The organism is Paenibacillus sp. GXUN7292, assembly GCF_050864975.1.
In the GTDB taxonomy this organism is placed as follows: Bacteria; Bacillota; Bacilli; order Paenibacillales; family Paenibacillaceae; genus Pristimantibacillus.
The window spans coordinates 38,400-61,209 of the sequence record NZ_JBOZWO010000004.1 but is presented as its reverse complement, the minus strand read 5'-3'; the positions used below and the strand labels follow the sequence as shown (position 1 = coordinate 61,209).

The window sequence follows — 22,810 nt, the reverse complement described above, 5'->3', positions numbered from 1 at the left end:
CCCCTAAGCTTTCGGCTGTGCTTTACGAATCAACAGCTTATCAAAATTACGGTATTCCCGTTCATCAATACTGTAGTTCGATTGATTAAAGTTTTTCCATTTAATGCGGTCATCGTTAATATCGGTAAGCAATTCACCCTTATAAACGAGTTTTTTCTGTTGATACGCATGAATGACTAGCCGCTTTGGCAGACGCGCATCGATGTAATTGACAGAGTCATCCTCTACCTCTCTTACGGAAGTCAAGTAATAAAGTGTTCCTTCGTTATAAAAGGCATCGCGCACGCCATATCCATAATTTGTATCTTCCCGTATGCCTTTTGATTCGGCTGTTAATCTCGTTATATCAACAATATCTGCTGCTTGAGTTAGATCAATGGTAATGAAAGTTTTGTCTGTAGAGGGACTATTGTTGAAGCTTAATATGATTTGATTTTCCTCGGCATGCACGAAAGCCTCATAGCCTTCAAAATACCGCGGCTTATTTTCTTCTGTATTTTGTCCGACTAGCTGAAAATCCGGCATGACTGCTTCACCAAGGCGCTTCCCGTAGGTGTTGTAAGCTTGGATATGAAGCTCATTGTTTTGTACGAGCAAAAGCACCAGCTTATCGCCAACAGCCTCCAGCCCCAGCACATCTATACCGGTAGAATCATCGGCACCTTCATCCTTAAGTGGAAAGGTCATAATCACACTTGATTCAGGGGATTTCTCTGAATAAGATGATGTTGATTTAAAGGCAAGCTTATAAATGCCATTGCTGCCGCCGTATTGTTTAGTTGCGACAAGCGTCCAGTAAACATCATCGCCAATTAGAGCTATCCCGTACTCAAGCGGGTTTGTATAAACGGTATTCATAGAGTAGACGCGAGTAGGGACAGTTGCTTCAGCCACTTCATAGCGAATTGTCCTATTATTTTTCATTTCACGCAGTGTAATTATATAATCTCGATTAAATGGCGTACCGCTTACAGAAAAATCCAGATCATCGATTTTTTTCATTCCACCCATAAAGTAACGGTATAAGCCGGGCGTTTCTACTTTTTCATTAATGGCAGTTTGGGCTGCTGTCGCCGACCCTTGCCACTGAAAGCTGGTTTTATGATAGCCGTCAATAAGCTGTCCGCTTATTTGAATGTGATTAAGTACCGATGGATCGCCTTCGATATGATTTACCTGGAAAGCAGCATCGTCTTTGGCAGTATATATATAAATGCCAGTACTTAAAAAAATAGCAAAGACCATAAGCAGCAGCGGCACTGCAGCATGCTTCCGGATTAAAACTTTTACTTTTAGCAGAAAATTCGTATTTTGCATCAGGCTATAGCTCCTTTCTTGAACAGCCATAGGCTATGGGTAATGAAAAATAATGAAAAAACGAGCAGGATGAGGCTAGGCAGCAGCAGCGTACTTTCAGCGATAAACCATTGCTCTGCAACCATTCTAATTAGAAAGGGAGGCAATACGGCAACAGGGATGCGCCCCCAGCGCTTTTTATTTTTAAAAACTAAAGAAGCATAGAATAATCCTGTGAGACAAGCGCTTAAAACACTGAACAGGTTAATAAAGCTTATAAAGCTGAAGGGCCATATGATCCGCATAAAGTTCGATCGAATAATAGAAAGAAATAAACCGTTGTTCATTACAAATGAACCGTTGCTATAGCTGCTAATATGGCTTTCCATAAGGCTGTAGCCAAGCATATACGTAATAAATTGAACAGCTAGCAGCAGTATTGTACAAATAGCAAATGCAGCCAGCTTGCTAAAATATAAATACTCGCGTTTAACCGGCAGCGTAAGAAAGGTGTAAATGCTTTTACCTCCGATAAAGGGAGCGCGCAAAGATTGTGAAAATACGATCAGAAGCAGAATAAAGCAAAATAGAAATATAATAGGCCCGCCGCTAGAAATGAAAAGCTGCTCAAATCGTTCATGGGGGCTGTAGGGAGTGTATTTTGTCAACTCTATTTTTATAAATAAAACCGTTAAAACGAGCATGCCAAGCCCTATAATCAGTACCTGGGAAAGCAGCCGGCTACATTCATAATTTAACAGCCGATAAAAATGCTTCATAAAATCACCTCATCATTGTATTATTCGAGTAGTACAGTATAAGCAAAAAAATTATTCCTCCCATAGCTCGCTGATCAAATCAACGACCTTTTTGAAGGATAGATTCACTTCTTTTGCAGAACCGATAAAGCTAAGTACCATCTCTTTCATCAATTCATCTTCAATGCGAGCGATGATGGAAGCATCGGTATAAATAACACTGCCCTGCGTGCTCGTCGTATGGACAAATCCTTCCTCTTCCATCAGCTTAAATGCTTTCTGAACCGTATTCGGATTAATATTGAGCTGGGTGGCAATTTCCCGTCGCGAAGCCAGCTTATCGCCAGAAACAGCTCTTCGAAGTAAAATTTGCCGCTTAACATATAGCGCCAGCTGTATGTATACAGGATCTTTGTTATTTAAAGATAGCTCATAAAAATTCAACATGCGGCTTTCACCTGCCTTACGTATTAACTGTATTATGCGAGTAGTACAGTTGTTGTGTCAAGAGTAAAACGCGGATTAGAATTAGCTCCTCCGGCAGAAGATTTAACACTTTGAAGAGAGGCAAATTCCTTTCTCTTAACTTAACTGTTTCTCCATCTTATAATTGTTTAACTCGATTCCATGCCTGTAAACGGTTTGAGCAGCGATGGTTTGGAAGCCATGCCGTTCAAAAAATGGTTTGGCTGTTATGCTCGCGTCTGTCGTAATCGTTGTAATATGTAGCTGACGGGCTCTATTTTCAAGAGTACGGAAAATAGCGGAAGCTGCGCCGCGACGCTGGTAGGCTGCATGAACGTACAGTCGATCTAAATAGCCTGTTTCCGCCATATCTCCAAAACCTATGATCCGGCCGTCTGCAACCGCAACATAAGTAATATTTTGCTCTAAGGATTGCTTCCAGCCTGCCAGCTTTTCCTTCTGCTCGTCCCAATTTGCCCAAGCATTTAGCTGTTCTTCTGTATAATCAGCCTTATTAATGGTGTGAACGGTTTTGTAGAATAAATTGATAATTTCTTCAAGATCTGATTCTTGATAAGGACGAATGAGCATAGGTACACGCCTTTCAAACGATGGATGGTTTGTATTCTTATTAGAGTACTATATATTAGTTTGCTCCAGTATAAAAATTATTGCAAACGTTGCCGAAAAAGTGGTTTACAGTCGTTGCATATTTTGTGTATGATAACTTTGCAAACGTTTGCGAAAGCGAGAAAAAGGTGGGCCGTAGCTATGCAAGTCAGTATAAAAGATATTGCCAAAGCACTCGGAATTGCACCAAGCACGGTATCGCGTGCTTTGCAGGGAGCATATGGAGTCAAGGAAGAGACAAGACTCAAAATACAACAAAAAGCAGATGAAATGGGCTATGTCGTCAATATTGGCGCTCGTGAGCTTGTGCAGAAAAAAACAAATTTAATTGGCATCATCATTTGTGATTACGAACAAGAAGCCCGCCCGCCGCTTTTTGAAACCTTTTCGGTTATGAAGAGGCAGCTAAGTTTAAGCGGCAAGGAAACCATTATTTTGTCAGCGGGCCTATTCGATTACAAAGCAGGCCAATACGAGGAAATGTGCCGTTTGCGCAGGTTGGAGGGAACGATTATTTTGGGGCCCTTCGGCCATAAGCACCCGTTAATACTGGAGGCTCAACAATCGGCGGTGCCTTCCGTCATCCTTAATGAGCCAATTGTCGGAGAGCATTGCTCCTCCATCGGAATAAATAATGAGCAGGGTGTCTATGAAGCGGTAACGTATCTTATCCGGCAGGGGCATCGCCGCATAGGCTTTGTAAATGGTTTTCCAGGTGTATACATATGCGAGCAAAGACTTGCAGGCTATAAACGAGCTTTGGCGCAAGCAGGCTTGGCGTACGAGGAGCAGTACGTGATTGACAGTGATTTTTCTGGAAAAGGCGGAGCAAAGGCGGCAGCAGCGCTTTATGAAAGAGACAAGTCGATAACAGCGATCATGTTTGCCAATGATATTATGGCGATGGGAGCAATATCGAGCTTTCATAGGAACGGGATTTATGTACCTGAAACGCTGTCCATTATAGGTTTTGACGGGCTGTTTATTGGAGAGTTTTATAATCCTCCGCTTACGACTGTCCAAACAAAAGCACATCAATTAAGCATGCAGATCCCTGAGATGCTTATAGAGCTGATTGCCGGTGATGCAGGTGCAAGGATTTTAATTCCATGCGAGTTAACTATTCGGTCAACAGTTCGCACACTTCATTAATAATGCAAGGGGGTTGCAACATGATTTCTATTTCAAGTGAGGAAGTGCTGCTGCAGGCAGTAGCTGTTTCACGAACCTACAGAAGCGGGGCTATTGAAGTAGAGGCGCTGAAAAACGCAAATCTTTCTGTAAGACCCGGACAGCTTGTAGCTTTAAAAGGACGCTCCGGATCAGGCAAGACAACATTGCTAAACATTCTTGCAGCTTTGGATGATCCCACAAGCGGAGAGGTGTACTATAGGCAGCAAAGTATAAAGAAGCTTACAAGCACTCAGCGAGATGTTCTCAGAAGCAAGGAAATCGGACTTGTTTTTCAGTCCTTTGCGCTTGTTCCTTATATGACAGCATATGAGAATGTCGATTTTGGTTTGCGGGTGGCAGGCGTACCGGCAGCGGAACGGAAAATAGAAGCCCGTCAATCGCTTGAATTTGTTGGGCTTAAGCAGCGCATGCATCATTATCCGCAGGAACTGTCGGGCGGGGAGCAGCAGCGGGTAGCTATCGCACGTGCTATTGCGCATAAGCCAAAGCTCTTGCTCGCAGATGAACCTACTGCAGAGCTTGATACGCGGATGGGCATTCAGGTGATGAATGTGTTCAAGCAGCTCGCACATAAGGAAGGTTTAGGCATTATTTTAACGACGCATGACCCTAATATGATGGATATTGTCGATGTTGTATACGAATTGGAGGATGGTTCTATTGTTAACCACGCTTCATAAAGGATTGGCGATACTTGGTTTAAGCCTGCTGCTGTCCGCCTGTTCATTATTGCCCAAGGAAGAAGAGGCACTGATTCCCCCGCTGGTGAAGCCGGCAGCTGTCAGCTCCACGACAGTACCAGCTAAAAAAGATAAATTGGTTAAGGCAGTGACCGGAAGCGCAGTGTTTGAGTCTAATCTGGTCGTTCATCAATATTTTCCGGAGTATGGAGGAAGATTGGATGAGCTCTATGTAAAAGCTGGCGATGCTGTGAAAAAAGGTGATATTTTGCTGCAATTAAAGACGGAGGGTTTGGATATTGAACTGCTGCAAAAACAAGTGAATGTAGAGAGAAAGAAGCTGGCGCTTGATGAGGCGAAGAGCACATCGCAAGCAAGGCTAATTAAGATAGCTGAGTTGGATCTGAAAATAGCAACGAAGGAATTGGAAAAGATAGAAGAGCAAATGAGCGGCAAGCAGCTGTTGGCGGAAAAAGACGGCATTGTTACTTATGTTACCGATTTGGCTGTCGGTGAAGCGACAGAGCCATATTCCCATGCAGTTACAATAGCTGATCCTGCTCATATGAATTTGACGCTAAGCTCATTAAGCACTGAAGCTGTCAAGGATGTGAAGGAAGGAATGAAAGTAAGCGTTACCTTTGAGTCGCAGCAATTGGAGGGAAAGGTTGTGCAAACACCTTCTTCAGCACCATATACGGATGACGTTATGCTCAAGGAAAAATATACAAGAAATGTTTATATCGCTATGGATAAGCTTCCAGAACAAGCCAAGCTTGGCAGTCTTGCTAATGTAGAAATTATTACCGCACAGCGTGAAAATACAATTATTATCCCTGCCGCTGCCCTGCATCGCAATTTTGGGCGCACCTATGTGCAGGTGCTTGACGGCGAGAGACGCAGAGAGGTTGATGTGCAAGTTGGCCTGGAGACGGCTTCCTCTGCTGAAATATTGGAAGGGCTGGAGGAAGGGCAAGAAATTATCATCCGATAAGGTTTTGGGAGGCACAATATAGATGGCCATTATAACGATGCTGTTTAGAAAAATGGTGAAAAATCGATGGCTTGCCATTAGCATGCTTGTCGGCATGATTTTATGCACCTCATTAGCCAGCTGTATTCCAATATATAAGGATGCCATACTTGAACGTATGCTTGTAAAGGAAATGGAGCAGCAATATAAGCATTCAGGCATATACCCAAGCAGCCTGGTTGCGGTCGCTAATCCAGCTTTTCATCCTGGCAATGTAGAAAAGCAGACAGCTTTTATAGCACAGTTTGACCATTATTGGAATGATATGATGGTTAAGTACAATCAGTTTTCTTTTATTGAATATATAAAAATCCGAGATACAGCGCCCGTGGCATTCCGATTTGCGGATACTGCAGCAGCACCTAATACTAAGCACAAAATAACTTTAAATATGCGCTCGAATATTGAGGAGCATGTTCGGCTGCTGGATGGCAGACTGCCTGCTTCTGAAGTTGTAAATGGCGTATACGAAGCGCTTGTAACGGATAGTACGCTGGTCCAGCTTAAAACTGTACTTGGGCAAGAAATAATAGTGGATACTCCGCCTGCAGCCGAGCCGCTGCGAATGAAAATAGTTGGCGTTATTGCCGAGCAAGATTTGAATGACATTTATTGGAATCACTCGAACCTGACACGATACAATGGAGCCTTTTTCTTGAATGAACAGGTATTTCAGCAGCAAATCATTGAAAAGGGAATGGTGCCTGTCCATTCCTTGGCGTGGTTTGGCGCGGTCGATTATTATGCATTAAGCAGCAAGAAAACAGCGGATTTTACTTCTATGAAGCAAGATATGGAATCCTACTATAAGAGCAAATACGCTTCAGCGTATGTACAGCAGCCGGCGCAAGATATTCTCAAGCAATATAGCAGCTATGAAACCCGGCTGAATGCGTTACTATGGATGCTGAACATTCCTTTATATGTCCTTATTATATTTTATATGTATATGGTATCGACACTGCTTATTGATATGCAAAAAAGCGAAATTGCATTGCTGCGCAGCCGCGGTGCTAGCCGTCTGGCCATAACGATGCTTTATGCTGTCGAATTTCTGCTGCTTGCTTCGGTTGCCTTTATTGCAGGGCCGATGCTCGGCAAAATGTTTACTGCTGTTTTAGGCTCCAGCGATAGTTTTCTTGGCTTTGTACAGCGGACTGCTTTAAATACAAAAATTAGTCTAGAGAGTTATATATACGCATTAATTGCAGCATTAGGCGCGGTTATTATTCATCTGCTGCCGGTTATTTTCGCCACAAGGTTTTCGATCGTAGAGGAAAAAAGAAACAATGCTCGTCAGGAAAGAAAGCCGTTTTGGGAAAGATTCGGACTGGATTTCCTTATTATAGCTGTTTCATTATATGGCTTGTATAGTTATCGCAACAAACTGAGAGAGCTTGCGGAGCTTGGTCTGGACAGCCAGGCGCTATCTTCCGATCCGCTGTTATTTGTAGTGCCTTCGTTATTTATTCTTGGAGCCGGACTTTTATTTCTCAGGCTGTATCCGCTTCTGATTAAAGGGCTGTATTTGCTCGGAAAGAGCATTTGGTCTCCCGCACTATATGCATCATTTTTATTAGTAGGACGACGCAGCAAGCATTATCATATGCTGATGATTTTTTTAATTCTGACGATTGGTACGGGAATCTATAATGCGAGTGCCGCAAGAACGTTGAATCAAAATACCGAGGATCAAATATGGTATCGCAGCGGAAGCGATATCGTGCTTCGTCAATACTGGATCAATGATGCCGGAGCAGGCGGGCAGGATAGCAAGCCTGGAGCCGAGAATGCAAATCAAAAGGTGAATTATAAAGAGCCGGATTATGACGTATTTAACTTTATGCCTGGCGTAGAGCAAGCGGCCCGTGTTTTTAAGCAGGATAACGTTTCTTTTTCGGGCGCAAATGGCAACGGAATGACACAGCTGATCGGCATCGACACATATGAGTTTGGGTATGCGGCATGGATGAAGGAAGGACTGCTGCCTTATCACTTCAATGAATACTTAAATCTGATTGCAGGCAATCGCAGCGCTGTTTTAGTGTCGAGCTCCATGGCCGAGCAATTCGAATTAAAACCAGGTGATACGCTATCTATTTCCTACTCTGGAAGCAGATCAATACCAGTAACCGTATACGGCGTTATTCCTTATTTTCCAAGCTTTAATCCGAACCCGGCTCCCGTAGAAGGAGGCAAGCAGACTTTCGTTCCTAATTTAATAGTAGGTCATCTGGAAATGCTCCAAGACGAAGCGGGCCTTCAGCCATATGATGTATGGCTCAGCATGGAGTCGAGTGAAGCAAGAATCGCTTTCTATGAGGAGCTTGAAGCAAGAAGGATACCGCTGGAATCATTAACGGATACCTATGAGGCTATTTACAGCAGTCGCAATGACCCATTCCGAATGGCTATGAATGGCGTGCTAAGCTTAAGTTTTATTTTGTCTTTAATGGTTACTGCGATCGGATTTTTATTGTTCTGGATGTTTTCGCTAAAAGCAAGAGTACTGCAAATCGGTGTATTTCGGGCGATGGGTATTTCCTTCCGTTCACTTGTGTCGATGCTTGGCGTTGAGCAGCTTCTAACAACAGGCTCCGCTCTACTTCTTGCACTATTAAGCGGGATGCTTGCCAGTCTTCTCTTTGTTCCCTTGTTTCAACTATCCTTCGATCCTTCGCAGATCGTCCCTCCTTTTAAAGTGGTGACGGAGTCCGGGGATACTTGGCATTTATTATTGGCGACGTTCGGAATGCTTATTATCGTGCTGCTTATTTTAATTGGAATGCTGCGCCGCATCAAGGTTCATCAAGCCGTCAAGCTAGGGGAAGATTAAGGTGCTTATGCTATGTTGAAAGGGGGGAGCCTATGATTCTGTGCGAAAATTTAGTGAAAATATATAAAACCGCTTCTCTTGAAGTCGTTGCTTTACAGGGGCTTGATCTCCAGATTGAGCAGGGCGAACTGGTGGCCATTATTGGTAATTCCGGCAGTGGAAAATCGACACTGCTCAATATGCTCGGCGGTTTGACGCAGCCATCTGCAGGCAAGCTGTTTGTAGATGGCAAGGACATGTCCAAGTTTACGGAAAAGGAAATGACACGCTATAAAAAAGAAACGGTCGGATTCGTATGGCAAAATAAAGCAAGAAATTTAATACCTTACTTAAGCGCTCGTGAAAATGTAGAAATTCCAATGCTGCTGACAGGCAAACGTAAAAAAGAACGTGCCCTTGAGCTGCTTGCGGCTGTAGGTTTGCAGCATCGCAGCAATAACCGCTTGAATCAATTGTCAGGAGGCGAGCAGCAGCGGGTTGCTATAGCGATTGCCCTTGCCAATGAACCCAAGCTTTTGCTGGCAGATGAGCCTACAGGTGCTGTAGATACAAAAACAGCCAAGCAAATTATGGAGCTGTTCGAAAAACTAAACTCAGAGCTTGGATTAACGATCGTGATCGTCACACATGATCAACAGCTTGCCAAGCAGGTGAACCGAGTTGTCGCCATTCGCGATGGCCGTGTATCTTCAGAGCTGATTAGGCGCAAATCGTATGCTGAGGAGCTATTAGAACTGGAGAAGGAGCAAGATAAGCAGCACACGCTTGAAGTTGACTCTCATGAGGAATATGCGATTATGGATCAAGCTGGACGGTTGCAGCTGCCTGATCATTATATGGAAGCTGCTCAGCTTAAGGGGAAGAAAAAAGCAAAGCTTATATTAGATCAGGGCAAAATTATTGTACAGTCGCCTGATCAATAAAAAATAGACCGAAAACAAACTTGTTTTCGGTCTATTTGCGTAATCTATTGCTTATTCCACTCAAAGCCGACATGATTCAAAAACGCTTTGGCAAGCACCATATGTCCAGTGTAGGAAGGATGAACGCGATCCCAGGCCAGCGCAGCAGCGTAACGGTGTTCAAGCACCTTGTCGAAGGCAGCCTGTGTGTCGACAAAAATAGCGCCATGCTCCTCCGCGACAGACTTGACGATCGCACTGTATGTATCCATTTTGCTGCGCATTTTATCCTGACGGTTTTCTTCTAAATAGAAAGGAGACATTAAGACTAGCCCTGTGACAAGCGGCTTGGTTTCCTGTACAAGCTTGCGCAGCGTAGCCGCGTATTCCTCTTCGTAAACATGACACTCAGGAATTAATGGAGTGTCGAATTGCCGCCATACATCATTAATGCCAATCTTGATGGCGAGCCAGTCCGGCTTTTGTTCAATAACGTCCTGCTGCCAGCGGCTATTCAAATCACGCACTGTATTTCCGCTGATGCCTTTGTTAACAATACGAATATTGAGCTCTGGATAGGTTGCTTGTATAAGTGCATCGACAAGCGCAACATAACCATTGCCAAGCGCTCCGCCACGGCCTTCGCCAATCGGCTGGCTGCGGCCGCAATCTGTTATGGAGTCCCCAATAAATAATAGCTTTTGATTCTGAGAAAATAGCATGTTTATTATATCCCCTCTCTATTAAAAGCAAATGTCACTTCAATATTTTACAGCAAATTAGTATAAAATCAATGAAATAACGTGCGGTCACAGTCAATAAACCTATTAAGTTTTTTTCATGCTAAAGTTTGAATTGTGCTAATATTAAAGGAATGCTTAAAGCGAAAGGAGCAGTTTTGTGGACTATTCATTATTAGTAGTGGAAGACGAGGAGAAAATTGCAAGACTGTTGGAGATTGAACTTGAAATAGAAGGTTATAAGGTCAAATGCTGCTCTAACGGTCTGCAGGCACTTGAAGAATTTCGAGCTGCCAAGTGGGATTTAGTGCTGCTTGATATAATGCTTCCAGAGATGAGCGGAATTGAGCTGTTAAGGCGTATTCGGGCTAATGATTCTGCAACACCGGTTATTTTGCTTACAGCAAAAGATTCAGTAGAGGATAAAGTGTCGGGCCTGGATTATGGCGCGAATGATTATATTACAAAGCCGTTTCAGATTGAAGAGCTGCTGGCGCGAATACGTGCTGCATTAAGGCTCAGAGCTGCTGCGGTGCCAGCAGACAGCGATATGGAAGAGTGGCTTCAGGCTGCCGACCTAAAAGTAAATGAAAAAACGCGCGAGGTCATTCGCGGGGGCGAAGCGATCGAGCTTACGCCTAGAGAATTCGATTTGCTCGTATATTTGCTGAAAAATAAACGTCAGGTGCTTGGGCGCGAGCAAATATTGGAAGCCGTATGGGGTTATGATTATTATGGAGAAACGAATGTAGTTGATGTATATATTCGCTATATTCGTAAAAAAATTGACAGTGGCAAGCAGCCTGAGCTTATCCAGACGGTTCGCGGAGTCGGATATGTGATAAAGGAAACGAGCTAGAATGAGACTAAAAAGCAAAATTCATTTGTATACGTCCATTTTGTTTGCTGTGCTGATCATATTGATGAATATTTCGATTTATTTGCTCTTTAATCATTTCTCTTTGAAAAGTGAAATAGGTCAAGTGGAGACGAATGCTGCCTCCATTGCTCAAGGCATTCAATCAAGCTCTTCTTCAATCCCGTTGACTGATTTGCTGCGCGCATATGTCCCTGTTGATGGTAAGCTGCAAATCGTATCGCAAAGCAATACTCGCTATCCGCCGATTACATCGCCTTCTCAATCTAAGCTAAGCAAAAGGGAGGCTGTCTATTATTCCCAGAAAAAAACGCAAATTGTTAAATTCGAACATGAAAGCTATGTTCTCGCATCGATTCCGGTTATTTGGAGAAATGGCGAGGTTGTCAACATTCAAATTACGGAAAGCTTGCGTGAAACGATGAGCAATTTGCAGTCTTTGCGCTTTGTGTTAGTAGCTGTTACTCTAATTGCTTTAATACCTGTGGTTATGTCCGGACGGTTGCTGGGCAAGCTGATTATGCAGCCCATACGCACGTTAACAACTACGATGCGCGATATTCAGAAAAGCGGTGAATTCAAGCAGCTGCCTCTCGATCGAAGCTCCAAGGATGAGCTAGTCGAGATGGGGGAGACTTTTAACAGGATGATTGAGCTTTTGCAAAGCAACTTTGCCAATCAGGAAAGCTTTGTTGCCAATGCTTCTCATGAGCTGCGTACGCCTTTGACTGTCATCGAAAGTTATGCAAGCTTACTGAAGCGCAAAGGGCTGGAACGCCAGGATCTGTTTCAGGAATCGATCGAGGCGATTCATTCAGAGGCGATAAGAATGAGGGAAATGACCGAGCAGCTGCTGCTGCTGGCGAGAAATAAAGAGCAATGGCTAATTAATAAGGAGCAGCTTGACGCAGCTGAGCTTGCATCTGCCAGCGCCAGCGCTTTTCAAAGCGCTTATCATCGCGATGTCCATGTGGAGGGCGAAGCGCCGCTTTTTGTACATTCAGACAGACAGCTTCTGAAGCAGTTATTGTTTATTTTTCTTGATAATGCTTATAAATACAGTAAGGAACCTATTACAATCACCTTGGGCATTGCCAATCATGCAATGAAATCAGATAAGACTGCAAAAACAAGCCCATCAGCTAAAAAGGCATGGATTCGAATAACAGACCGCGGCGTAGGCATACCGAAGACAGAATTATCCAAAGTGTTTGAACGATTTTACCGAGTCGATAAAGCAAGAAGCAGGCAAAACGGAGGCTTGGGACTAGGATTGTCGCTAGCCAGAGAAATTAGTGAAGCAATAGGAGCAAGGATTGAAATGGACAGCCTGGAGAACGTTGGCACAACAGTAACAATTATGTTGAATCAAGAATAGCATTCGCGCTGTTTTCTCATCAAATTCTCATGTTGATCCGTTATAATGGTGAGCTAAGAGGTGACGAATTTGAATAAACGATGGAGATGGATTGCCATTACCGGCATATTTGCCGCGGCCATTTTTATATTCCTGCTAGCCTTCAAGCCTTGGGAAGGACATGCCAGGGTGTTAACGGAGGATGCAGTAAAGAGAAATTTGCTTGCGCAATATCCAGGGAAAATAAATGAATCCCTAAAGAAGGGCAGCTTGTATAGAATGGAGCTGGAAACAAATCACGGAATCTATGAGGTAGAGTTAAACGCCTACGATGGAGAAATAGTAGCACTGCATCAACTAAAAGCTTACACACCGCAGCCAACACAACCTACAGCGGTGCCAACAGCCACTCCGAAACCGACTGAGGCTGTTACAACGAGCCCAACTGATACAGGAGCAACTGCAACTCCTTCGCCTACTGCAAAGCCTACCGCCAGTCCCAATAAACCAACACCTTCTCCTTCTGTCAAACCTAGCAGCAAGCCTTCTAATAACGGAAAGCTGCTGGGCGAGAAAAAGGCTGGCAAGCTGGCAGCCGCACATGTCAAGGGCAAAGTAAAGGATGTCGATTTTAAAAGGTCGAAGAATGGCAGCTCGTATTATCTTGTCGAAGTAGATGTGAAAAAACGCGGTGATGCAGTTGTGCAAGTAAATGCCATTTCAGGAGCGATCATGTCGGTCGTTTGGGAGGATGAGGACGATGATGATTAATCGTTTTTATCTAAATATAAGGCATTGTCTTATTTAACGTACTTCTAATCATTTTTTAATGTTTTTCACGCACTCCTCTCATTTCTGCAGTTTAAAGTAAAGCTATACCGACAAAAGGAAAAAGGAGAGCGACTTTAATATGAAGATGAACATTCGAGCAAAAGTATTAGCATTATCTGCAGCCATTATAGCAGCTGGCGCAATAGGAATAGGAGTATCCTCTTCAAATGCAGCAGAAAATAGCACGAGTAAGACTAATACGCAAAAAATTGGTATTGAACGTGCCAACCAGATTGCGCTTGAGGCTGTGCCAGGCAAAATTAAAAGCGTAGAGCTGGAGAAAGAAAATGGAAAAACGTACTATGATTATGAAATCATTAAAGATAATAAAGAATACGATGTGCATATCGATGCGTACAGCGGACAAACGCTAAAGGTGAAAATTGATGACGATGCTACGGAGCAAAAGCAGCAGGGGACAGAAGCAAACGGCAACAAGCCAGTAACGAGCCCATCAAGCAAGCCGTCGAGCACACCTGCGGTCACGCCGGCGCCAACCAGCAAACCATCAAGCACACCAGCAGCAACAACTGCTCCAACAAGCCAGCCAGCTCAAAAGCAAATGATTACAGTTGAAAAAGCAGCAGAATTGGCAGCAAAGCATGTAGAAGGAACCGTTAAAAAAATTAAGCTGGAAAAAGAGGATGGCAAGCGGATCTATGAGGTTAAGCTGAAGTCCAGCCACGGCAAGGTTGAAGTGGAAATCGATGCTTATACAGGCGAAATACTAGAAGTTGATTACGATAATTATAAAGAATATTATAAAGAACAAAATAAATATAAAAATAAAAATCCAAAAAGAGATTTCAATAACAAGAAAGACAAGGACGACGATGATGATGACGATGACGACGACGATGATCGTGACTAATATGCAACGTCATGCTTAATGAGAAAGCTGTGCCGCACATAGTGTGGCGCAGCTTTTTTTAAATATAAGCGTTTATAAGTTTTGAACACACGAAGAAGAATGGACAATCCCTCATGGGCAGGATGTCCACTGTCGGAGCATTGGGTTCAACAAAGTAACAAAGCTAAATACATTTTATACATCTAGTTTCATTGAAAACTCGAATTTTGCAAATGCTCCAAACTAAATGTAGTTTTTAGTTTTTCAGGCTGTTGAAAAAGTAGTTTGGAAACTCTAACGAATCCTAGGAGGGTGTCGATTAATTGTGGGCAACTATTAAAAAGCAATAAGAAAGGGGAAACGGAGAGCAAGAATGGGAATGGAGAAGCGTCAGCGTCCGCCTTTGTAGGCCAATTTTATCCTTAACAGGGTTTATTTATTAAGAAAAATTGGACTACAACAGCGGTCGGAATCCCAATCTTGATCGCAGTGGCACCCCTTTTTATTGCTTGTTGCCCTATCCACAATTAATCGACATGAAATTTCTAAAAACTAAGTACAGGAAAAAATAAGCGAATATGACTTAAAAATGATCATAAAATAGGGAGAGCACGAATCGGGAAATAGTTCAAGACCAAATCAACAGACGAAAAATATGGATTGACAAACGATAATGATTATCATTATACTGTTTTTGATAATCATTATCAAAGAAACATATACATATTTGGAGGGATTGGTTTTGAGAAAGGGTCTATTGGCATTATTTATTATATTTACATTGGTGCTGTCAGCATGCTCCTCTAATAGCAAGGAAGGGGGAGCTAATAAGCCGACGGAATCTCCCAATGCACAACAAGAGCAAAACAATGGAGAAGCGGATAAAGATAAAGAAAAAGACAAAGAAAATCAAGGAACTGACACTGGTCAGACATTCGATGATGGCGTCGATGAAGCCAAGCTGAAGGAGACGCTGGACCAATTCCCGGCAGCTGCAGTGGAGCGAGTAGTCACAACATCTGTACCTATTACTGAAATGCTGCATGTACTAGGCGTAACGCCAGTTGGCGTACCTACTTCAACGAATCCGATCCCAGCGGCATTCGATCAAGTGGAGCGTATCGGCTCCCCTATGCAGCCTGACCTAGAGGTTGTTACAGCACTGCAGCCTCAGCTGCTTATCGGTGCAGAATCGCTGCGCAGCACGCTTGAGAAAAACTTGGAAGGCATTAAGCTCGAAAGAGCATATATGCGCACAGAATCTTTTGATGATCTAAAGCTAAGCTTTAAAGCGCTCGGCACTTATTTCAACAAACAAGAAGAAATGAACGCAGTTCTAAAATCCATCTCCGATAAGGAAGCAGAGCTTGAGAAAAAAGCTGAAGGCAAGCAGCTGCCAACAGTTATGCTTATTATCGGCACTTCGGATTCCTTTATGGTGATGAGTGAGAAATCTTATCTTGGCAGCCTTGTGAATAAGCTTGGCGCAGATAATATTGCGACTTCAATTCTTAAAGTGTCAGATACTTATTCTCCAATCAATATGGAAAATGTCGTTGAGGCTGACCCGGATATTATTCTAGTGCTGGCATCCGGCGACCATGGCGCTACGGAAGATAAGTTCCAGAAGGAAGTTGAGAAGAACGAAATCTGGACGAAGCTGTCCGCGTATCAAAATAAAAAAGTCCATATTTTAGATTACAGCATGTTTGGGGTAACATCGATCAGCAATGTTGAGAAGGCCCTAACCAAAATATCGGAGTATTTCTATCAATAATTGAAGGTGAGTGCAGTGCAAGTAGTTACGAAATCGAAAGGCTGGAGCATTATACTTGTAACGGCTTTGCTTGTATTCATCGCAGCAGTTATTGCGATTGGATTAGGCAGTGTGTCTGTTCCAGTTCCTGAAATTATTAAAACAATATTTGGTATTTCGACAGAGTCGGTTCATCGTACTATTATTTTGGATATTCGTTTGCCGCGTGTACTGCTTGCAATTATTATTGGTGCTAATATCGCGATTTCAGGTGCGTTGCTGCAAGCTGTTATGGGCAACCCGCTGGCAGACCCGGGTCTTACAGGGGTAACGAGCGGAGCCGCCTCGATGGTTCTGCTGATTATGCTGGCAGCTCCGCAATTTGTAGATCTTATTCCTATCGCAGCGTTTGTAGGCGGCATTATAGCCGCGGGAATTGTATATGCACTGGCTTGGCGCAAGACGAGCATATCTCCTATAACGATTATTTTGTCCGGTGTTGCAGTTAATGCGATGTGCGGCGGTCTAATTGGATTTCTCTCCATTATGTACAGTGACAGATTGCCCTCTGCCGTGCAATGGATGAATGGGAGTCTTGCTGCTAAAGGCAACCACACGCTTTATATGGTTTTACCTTATGCTGTTGCAGGCTGGATTCTATCGATTTTTGCAATACGCAAAGCAAATATTATAAAGCTTGGTGATCAAGTAGCATCCAATCTGGGGGAGAACGTTAATCGCATTCGCATTCTGTTATCGCTGCTCGCCGTTTTTCTGGCAGCTATTTCTGTAGCAGCTATTGGCATGATTGGCTTTGTAGGTTTAATCGTGCCGCATATGGCCAGAATATTAGTCGGCTCCAACTACAAATTTATGCTGCCGATGAGCATGGTGCTTGGCGCGCTTGTACTGCTGATTGCCGACACAGGAGGAAGAACGATATTTGCTCCGCTTGATATTCCTTCGGGGATATTAATGGCGGCAATTGGGGCGCCTTACTTTTTATATTTAATGCGCAGGAGGTCATTCTAACATGTTTACTGTTGATTCCATTTCGATACGATATGAAAAAAAATGTGTCATCAACAATTTTTCGTTTTCTGTGAAAAAGGGCGAGATTGTATCGATTATTGGACCAAACGGCTCTGGCAAGTCCACTCTGCTGAAGGCAATGAATCGCATGCTGCCTTGCGATGCGGGAAGAGTAGTTTTGGAAGGTAAAAATATGAAGGAAATGAACGCCAAGGAAGTTGCGCGCGTCATGTGCATGCTAAGCCAGAAAAACCAGGCACCCGGCGATATGTCTGTTGCAGATTTAGTGTCATATGGGAGATTCCCTCATAAAAAATGGTATGAGAAGCTTAATAAAGAGGATATGGACATTGTAGATTGGGCGCTTGAAAAAACCTCGTTGACGGAATACCGAGACAGGCCAGTCGGCGCATTGTCAGGCGGGGAATCACAGCGGGCATGGATTGCCATGGCGCTTGCTCAGCGTCCAAAAATCTTGCTTTTGGATGAACCGACAACCTATTTGGATATTTCGCATCAGCATGAAGTATTAGAGCTCGTCCGTGAGCTCAACCGCGATATGGGGATGACGGTTGTCATGGTGCTGCATGATTTGAATCAAGCATCTTATTATAGCGACCGGATTATCGTTGTGCAGGGCGGACGCAACTGCATGTGCGGAACGCCGAAGCAGGTCATGACCTCCGCGATGATTCGTGATGTATACCGTATGGATGCCGACATTCAATATTTGGGGAAGGAAGCATCGCCGCGGATTCATTTGTTAAGCACAGCGAAGTAGCTGATGAATGGAGATTAAATTAGTTCGGCAAAGAATGAAGGGGGAAGAAACATTGAAAAAACCGGTTGATATTGAGAAACAGCGCAGCAATTATGAGCAATTTTTGAAATCACGCAAACAGGTTATACTATCATTGATAGACGAGGAGGGCAGGCCATTTACTAGTTACGCGCCATTCGTAATGAAGGACGGCAAGTTCTATATTTACATAAGTCAAATTGCTGATCATTATCGCCTTATGGAAACGAATGAAATTACAGATGCATTTTTTATTGCGGATGAAGCTGAGACGCCTAACAAATTCGCAGCTGAACGGGCTCGCTGGCGCTGTACCTCTGCTAATATTGGCAATGAAGGACATGATGATATTTTCGATTTATTTAATGAATCATTTGGAGAAAAGATGATGGATGTATTGCGCGGGCTGGATTTCTCCTTGTTTGAGCTGACACCGATTAAAGGACGTTATGTAGTCGGCTTTGGGCTGGCGTTTGATTTGGATGTGGAGTCAGGCGGCTTCCATCATGTTGTCATTGATAAAAAAAATGATAATCAGTAAGGAGCGATTAGCTTGAGTTTTGAAACGGTGCTGCCCATTTGGGAGTCAATTCAACAACGATTTTACAAGCTGGTAAAAGCGATTCCAGAAAATGACTTAACGCTTAGGCTTGATTCAGTTTCTATTATTTCACTTGTCCGGCATACGGCTGAGGCGGAATTTATTTTTATGGAGTGGTTTTTTGGCAAAAGTATTCCGGAAGGTATGAAAGAGCGAATGAGCGGTAAACCAGATCCCGCGAATACCGGCAAGGAATGTTTGGAAGAATTATTGGAGCTGCTTAGCGCCTCAAATCGCAATGTCATCGAAGCGATGCGCAGCTTACCGCAGGAAGCATGGCATAAGCCGGTCGAATCGCCAATGGGCACATCCACGCCTCTTGAAGCGATCGGACGCCTTATGTATCATACAGGCATTCATGCCGGTCAAATATCACTCATTCAAAAAAATGCGAAAAGCGCGAAACAGTAAAATTAATACTTGTTTGATGCCTAGCTCCTTTACTGCTTAGATGCAGTTAAGGGGCTTTTTTGAAATATAAGGAAGTATAAGTTTTTGTAACCTTATATCTGTTCTTATATTTCATCGGTAAACGCGCCTGTCCAAAGGACGGCGGAGCCGTTTATCCTTGGTTGATTAGGACAAGCAAAGCTGCAAATGGCGGATAGTGTGAAGGGTAACGCTACCAATGTATATGATGTGAAAAGCAAGACTACCTAAGTATATGGTCAGTCGTTCCGTTATTTTGATGAAAAGGCTAGTTTAGCCAGGTGAAAGTGACAGACGTTCCGCTATTGACCCGAAAAGCGGTGAAAAAACCGATAATTAAAGCGAATAGCGGAACGTGTGACCACGAAAACTTAAAAAGTGCTGTTTTGATAGGAATAGCGGAACGTGTGACCACGAAAATCCCAAAGCGGTGCTATGAGGCGAATAGCGGAACATGTGACCACGAAAACTCAAAATCGGTGCTTTGAGGCCAATGTGTAATGGGTGACCGCCGAATCGCAAAAATCAGTGTTTTCTGGTGTATAGCTGAACAAAAGTTCGCCAAACTCCTAATTCGGCGTGTTAGTCATCTTAAACTGATTGGGTATTATTTCGCAAACTCGAACTTGGCATGAAGTTTCGATCACATTGCGTCCTATAAATAAAATAGAAACAAAAGAGAAACTAATTGACAACATAAACGAAACATAATAATATTTTAATCATAATACAAACGGAAATTAAAGGAGTGGGGAGAACAAAATGAAAACGGTTAAAAAAACGTTGGCGCAGCTGCTTGGAAAGGAATATATGGATGCGGTAGTTGGCGGAGCAGTGCTGCTTAAAGATATGAATCAAGCAGAAGCCGAGAGGCTTGCGCATGAAGAAGTAGAGTTTATGCCTCAGGCATTTCAAGAGAAGATGGATCGATTATTAACTAAGGTAGGCACTCAGGTTATTCCCGAGCTGCAAACATCCAGCCCTGGCGCACCTACGATTTCCTTCGGCAAGGCTGCTAATCGAAAGGCGAGCCCGCTGGGCGGATTGGGCTATCTTCGACTCGGTGAGGACGGCAGGTTGTATCTTGCCGCCAAGAGCGAGCATTATCATACACCGCTCGGGCATCAGTTTCCAGGGTATAAGCTTATCGATATCGCAAGAAAGCTGGGCATTACGAATGCAACACATAACAATACTAGAGGTCATATAACGCGACTGCTTGAAAGAGAGCTGATTCGAACAGCGAACGGTTTATCGAAGGAAAGTACAGAATCGCTCGACGAGCTGATTGAAAGGCAAGAGCCGCATGTGCTGAACCGGGTTATTAATTTGGATACGGGGTCACTTGCCTGCGAAGCAGGCATAAAGATGATGCTGTCGAGATTTTATAAGCTTGAGGAACAAAGCGAAGAGCCGAAATATAACGGGCGCACACCGGTATTTTTTGTAATGGGAGATAAGGAAGGCAAAGGGAGAGCCAATTATCATGGCACGACTGTCATAGCCCAGACGATGCGCAATCTATGGCCGGACATGTACGACAAGCTGGAATCGGCAGGAATTATGCAGGTTTGTCCCGTAAATATAAATGATATCGAGGATTTTAAAGCTAAATTCGAACAGTATAATAAACCGCCTTTCAAGGTTGCCGGATTCATACATGAAATTATTTTGATGAACTATGGCGGAATTAAACTTGATCAGAATTATTTGAAAGAAATTTATGAGCTGTGCCATGCAAACGATACACCTGTAATGTGCGATGAAATTCAATCCTGCATGTGGTATCCAGGCATGTTTTTATTTAAAGAATATACGCTCAATCCCGATTTTGTTATTATTGGCAAAGGCTTCCCGGGTGGCGAATATTGCGCCTCTCGTATTATTACCACCTACGAAATGGACACACTCAGCCAATTTGGCGCGCTAGTCACGAACGGGCAGGAGGAGCTGGCAGCGCTGGCATATCTGATTACGATGTGCTTTGCAGAAGAGAACGCGGCTTACACGCAGCAAATCGGAGATGAGTATGAGATGAAGCTGAGGGAACTAGGCGCACGTTATCCATCGCTCATAGAATGCGTTGAAGGCAAAGGGCTGCTATCTACGATCTTCTTCTATGAAGCAGCGAAGACTGTCGCTTTCACAAATGATCTAAACAATCAGTGCATCGATGTCAGCGCTCAGACCTATAAAGCTAAATGTCCGCCAACAGCGCTGACGAAGCCGCCTATTATTGCAACTCCAGTTATGATTGATTATTTAATAGATAAAATGGAGGCAGCACTAATGAAAATAAATGGAGAAGCCTCATTATGACGTATTTAATTGGACTTGATATCGGTACATCAGCAATCAAAGGAGTGCTTATCAGCTCTGAGGGGAAGATTGTATCAAGAGAGCAGAGCAAAACACAGATTGAAATCCTGAAAGATGGACAGATGCAGTTCGATGCAGATGACTTATATAGATTGGTAACAACAGTAATAAGAGGATTAATACAACTACTTCCAGCAGGAGCTTCTGTTGCGGGTATCAGTATATCATCAGCAAGCGGCAACACGCTGCTCGTTGATCAAGAAGGGAAGCCGATGACTCCAGTGTTTAGCTGGATGGATACACGTGTGAAGGATGAGATTGCGACTGTATTCGGCAAGCTCGATGAAGAGGAAGTACATCGGCTCATAGGCTGGCCGCTTCTCAATACGTTTCCGCTCGCTCATCTATCCTGGCTCAAATGCCACCAGCCTCAGCTATTGCAGCAAGCGGCGCGGGTTTGCATGAGCACAGACTATATCCTGTACCGGCTTACTGGAAAATGGGGCATTGATAGCTCGACAGCGACTACGTTCTACTTGCAAGATCAAAGCTCTTCAAGCTGGCATCTTCCTTATTTGCAGCAGCTCGGGATAGACATAGAAAAGCTGCCAGTCATTCATAAGCCGGGCAAGAAACTAGGGCAAATATTGCCTGAGGCTGCAAAGGAAACAGGTCTTTCTACCAAAGCTGCCGTAATACTAGGGTCATTTGACCACCCGAGTGCGGCTAGAGGAGCAGGAGTACTGGATGCAGGTCAACTGCTTCTCTCCTGCGGAACATCTTGGGTAGGCTTCTACCCATTACTGGAAAGAGAGACGGCAATCGGACAGAAGCTGTTGACTGACCCCTTTCTTCAGCCGGAAGGAGCGTGGGGCGGCATGTTTTCCCTGCCGGCTATTGCGGCCTCTGTAGACAAATTTGTATGCCAATATATATCTGATGCATCAGATCGCAATGAGCAGTTCAGCAAACTGGCTGCTGCGGCAGATGCAGGAGCAGGCGGACTGATGATTCATCCGTTGCTGGAGTGTGACAACTCCGCGTTGGAAGGACGAGACCCAGCACATATTGCGCGGGCACTCATGGAAGGAACAGCCTATTTGCTTCGAATGAAGCTGGAGCAATTGCAGCATGCAGGATTGCCGGCACATACCATAACGATGGTAGGCGGACCATCGGAGACGTTCCCTTGGCCGCAAATTGTGGCAGATGTGATAAGTAACGAGCTGCATATTGTTAATGGTTCCTGTGCAGGCGCGGTTGGAAGCGCTATATTGGCTGGGATTGGTATAGGGCTATACAAAGATGAGAGAGACGCTTGGCAGCGAGCGGCATTTGATAGAACGACAAGAACACCTAATAAAGAAGTAACTCAGAAATATGAGGAGCTGTATCGAAAGTTTTTAGCGAAGTACAATTAAAATG

21 protein-coding genes are annotated in these 22,810 nt (G+C 43.8%); 16 read left to right on the top strand and 5 right to left on the bottom strand.

Annotated elements, in window-relative coordinates:
* Positions 1–3: 3 nt before the first annotated feature.
* The 4 genes from ACRRU2_RS05610 to ACRRU2_RS05595 form a co-directional block, all read right to left on the bottom strand.
* Positions 4–1,317, bottom strand: coding sequence for a hypothetical protein (locus tag ACRRU2_RS05610; RefSeq protein ID WP_432500336.1), 1,314 nt, complete (start codon positions 1,315–1,317; stop codon positions 4–6).
* Positions 1,317–2,075 (bottom strand): hypothetical protein, encoded by a 759-nt coding sequence (locus ACRRU2_RS05605; RefSeq protein ID WP_432500335.1) that lies wholly within the window; start codon positions 2,073–2,075, stop codon positions 1,317–1,319. The genes ACRRU2_RS05610 and ACRRU2_RS05605 overlap by 1 nt, the downstream gene beginning before the upstream one ends.
* 51 nt (positions 2,076–2,126) lie before the next feature.
* A complete protein-coding gene (locus tag ACRRU2_RS05600) occupies positions 2,127–2,501 on the bottom strand; it encodes a GntR family transcriptional regulator (protein ID WP_432500334.1) in 375 nt (124 codons plus the stop codon).
* 135 nt (positions 2,502–2,636) lie between these two features.
* Positions 2,637–3,110 carry a GNAT family N-acetyltransferase gene (locus ACRRU2_RS05595; protein ID WP_331701467.1) on the bottom strand — a complete coding sequence of 158 codons (474 nt, stop codon included), beginning with the start codon at positions 3,108–3,110 and terminating at the stop codon, positions 2,637–2,639.
* A 180-nt stretch (positions 3,111–3,290) separates the two neighbouring features.
* Here ACRRU2_RS05595 and ACRRU2_RS05590 point away from each other — a divergent pair, with 180 nt between their 5' ends.
* The 5 genes from ACRRU2_RS05590 to ACRRU2_RS05570 are packed head-to-tail and all read left to right on the top strand — an operon-like array spanning position 3,291 to position 9,815.
* A complete protein-coding gene (locus ACRRU2_RS05590; protein ID WP_432500333.1) occupies positions 3,291–4,301 on the top strand; it encodes a LacI family DNA-binding transcriptional regulator in 1,011 nt (336 codons plus the stop codon).
* 20 nt (positions 4,302–4,321) lie between these two features.
* On the top strand, positions 4,322–5,023 hold the full coding sequence (locus tag ACRRU2_RS05585) for an ABC transporter ATP-binding protein (RefSeq protein WP_331701469.1): 702 nt from the start codon (positions 4,322–4,324) through the stop codon (positions 5,021–5,023).
* Entirely contained in the window at positions 5,004–6,017 is a 1,014-nt protein-coding gene (locus tag ACRRU2_RS05580) for an efflux RND transporter periplasmic adaptor subunit (RefSeq protein WP_432500332.1), read from the top strand. Before ACRRU2_RS05585 ends, ACRRU2_RS05580 begins: the two co-directional genes overlap by 20 nt.
* Before the next feature lie 22 nt (positions 6,018–6,039).
* Positions 6,040–8,892, top strand: coding sequence for an ABC transporter permease (locus tag ACRRU2_RS05575; RefSeq protein ID WP_432500331.1), 2,853 nt, complete (start codon positions 6,040–6,042; stop codon positions 8,890–8,892).
* A gap of 32 nt (positions 8,893–8,924) precedes the next feature.
* Positions 8,925–9,815 (top strand): ABC transporter ATP-binding protein, encoded by an 891-nt coding sequence (locus ACRRU2_RS05570; RefSeq protein WP_331701472.1) that lies wholly within the window; start codon positions 8,925–8,927, stop codon positions 9,813–9,815.
* 44 nt (positions 9,816–9,859) lie between these two features.
* Here the strand turns inward: ACRRU2_RS05570 and ACRRU2_RS05565 are convergent, their stop codons facing one another.
* A complete protein-coding gene (locus tag ACRRU2_RS05565; RefSeq protein ID WP_331701473.1) occupies positions 9,860–10,516 on the bottom strand; it encodes an SGNH/GDSL hydrolase family protein in 657 nt (218 codons plus the stop codon).
* Between the two features lie 178 nt (positions 10,517–10,694).
* Here ACRRU2_RS05565 and ACRRU2_RS05560 point away from each other — a divergent pair, with 178 nt between their 5' ends.
* The 11 genes from ACRRU2_RS05560 to ACRRU2_RS05510 all read left to right on the top strand — a co-directional run bounded on the left by ACRRU2_RS05560 (position 10,695) and on the right by ACRRU2_RS05510 (position 22,806).
* Complete coding sequence (locus ACRRU2_RS05560; RefSeq protein ID WP_432500330.1) at positions 10,695–11,393, top strand: response regulator transcription factor; 699 nt, start codon at positions 10,695–10,697, stop codon at positions 11,391–11,393.
* Between the two features lies 1 nt (position 11,394).
* Positions 11,395–12,789 carry a sensor histidine kinase gene (locus ACRRU2_RS05555; protein ID WP_432500329.1) on the top strand — a complete coding sequence of 465 codons (1,395 nt, stop codon included), beginning with the start codon at positions 11,395–11,397 and terminating at the stop codon, positions 12,787–12,789.
* Between the two features lie 69 nt (positions 12,790–12,858).
* Positions 12,859–13,539, top strand: coding sequence for a PepSY domain-containing protein (locus ACRRU2_RS05550; RefSeq protein ID WP_432500328.1), 681 nt, complete (start codon positions 12,859–12,861; stop codon positions 13,537–13,539).
* Positions 13,540–13,678: 139 nt separating this feature from the next.
* Entirely contained in the window at positions 13,679–14,470 is a 792-nt protein-coding gene (locus ACRRU2_RS05545) for a PepSY domain-containing protein (RefSeq protein WP_432500327.1), read from the top strand.
* 721 nt (positions 14,471–15,191) lie between these two features.
* Positions 15,192–16,226, top strand: a complete 1,035-nt coding sequence (locus tag ACRRU2_RS05540) for an ABC transporter substrate-binding protein (RefSeq protein WP_432500326.1) — start codon at positions 15,192–15,194, stop codon at positions 16,224–16,226.
* Between the two features lie 15 nt (positions 16,227–16,241).
* Entirely contained in the window at positions 16,242–17,237 is a 996-nt protein-coding gene (locus tag ACRRU2_RS05535) for a FecCD family ABC transporter permease (RefSeq protein WP_432500325.1), read from the top strand.
* A gap of 1 nt (position 17,238) precedes the next feature.
* Positions 17,239–18,018 carry an ABC transporter ATP-binding protein gene (locus ACRRU2_RS05530; protein WP_331701480.1) on the top strand — a complete coding sequence of 260 codons (780 nt, stop codon included), beginning with the start codon at positions 17,239–17,241 and terminating at the stop codon, positions 18,016–18,018.
* Between the two features lie 52 nt (positions 18,019–18,070).
* Positions 18,071–18,577: a HugZ family protein gene (locus ACRRU2_RS05525; protein ID WP_432500324.1), complete on the top strand. Its 507-nt coding sequence runs from the start codon at positions 18,071–18,073 to the stop codon at positions 18,575–18,577.
* A 12-nt stretch (positions 18,578–18,589) separates the two neighbouring features.
* On the top strand, positions 18,590–19,048 hold the full coding sequence (locus ACRRU2_RS05520) for a DinB family protein (protein ID WP_432500322.1): 459 nt from the start codon (positions 18,590–18,592) through the stop codon (positions 19,046–19,048).
* A gap of 780 nt (positions 19,049–19,828) precedes the next feature.
* On the top strand, positions 19,829–21,385 hold the full coding sequence (locus ACRRU2_RS05515) for an aminotransferase class III-fold pyridoxal phosphate-dependent enzyme (protein ID WP_432500321.1): 1,557 nt from the start codon (positions 19,829–19,831) through the stop codon (positions 21,383–21,385).
* Positions 21,382–22,806, top strand: coding sequence for a xylulokinase (locus tag ACRRU2_RS05510; RefSeq protein WP_432500319.1), 1,425 nt, complete (start codon positions 21,382–21,384; stop codon positions 22,804–22,806). The genes ACRRU2_RS05515 and ACRRU2_RS05510 overlap by 4 nt, the downstream gene beginning before the upstream one ends.
* Positions 22,807–22,810 lie beyond the last annotated feature (4 nt).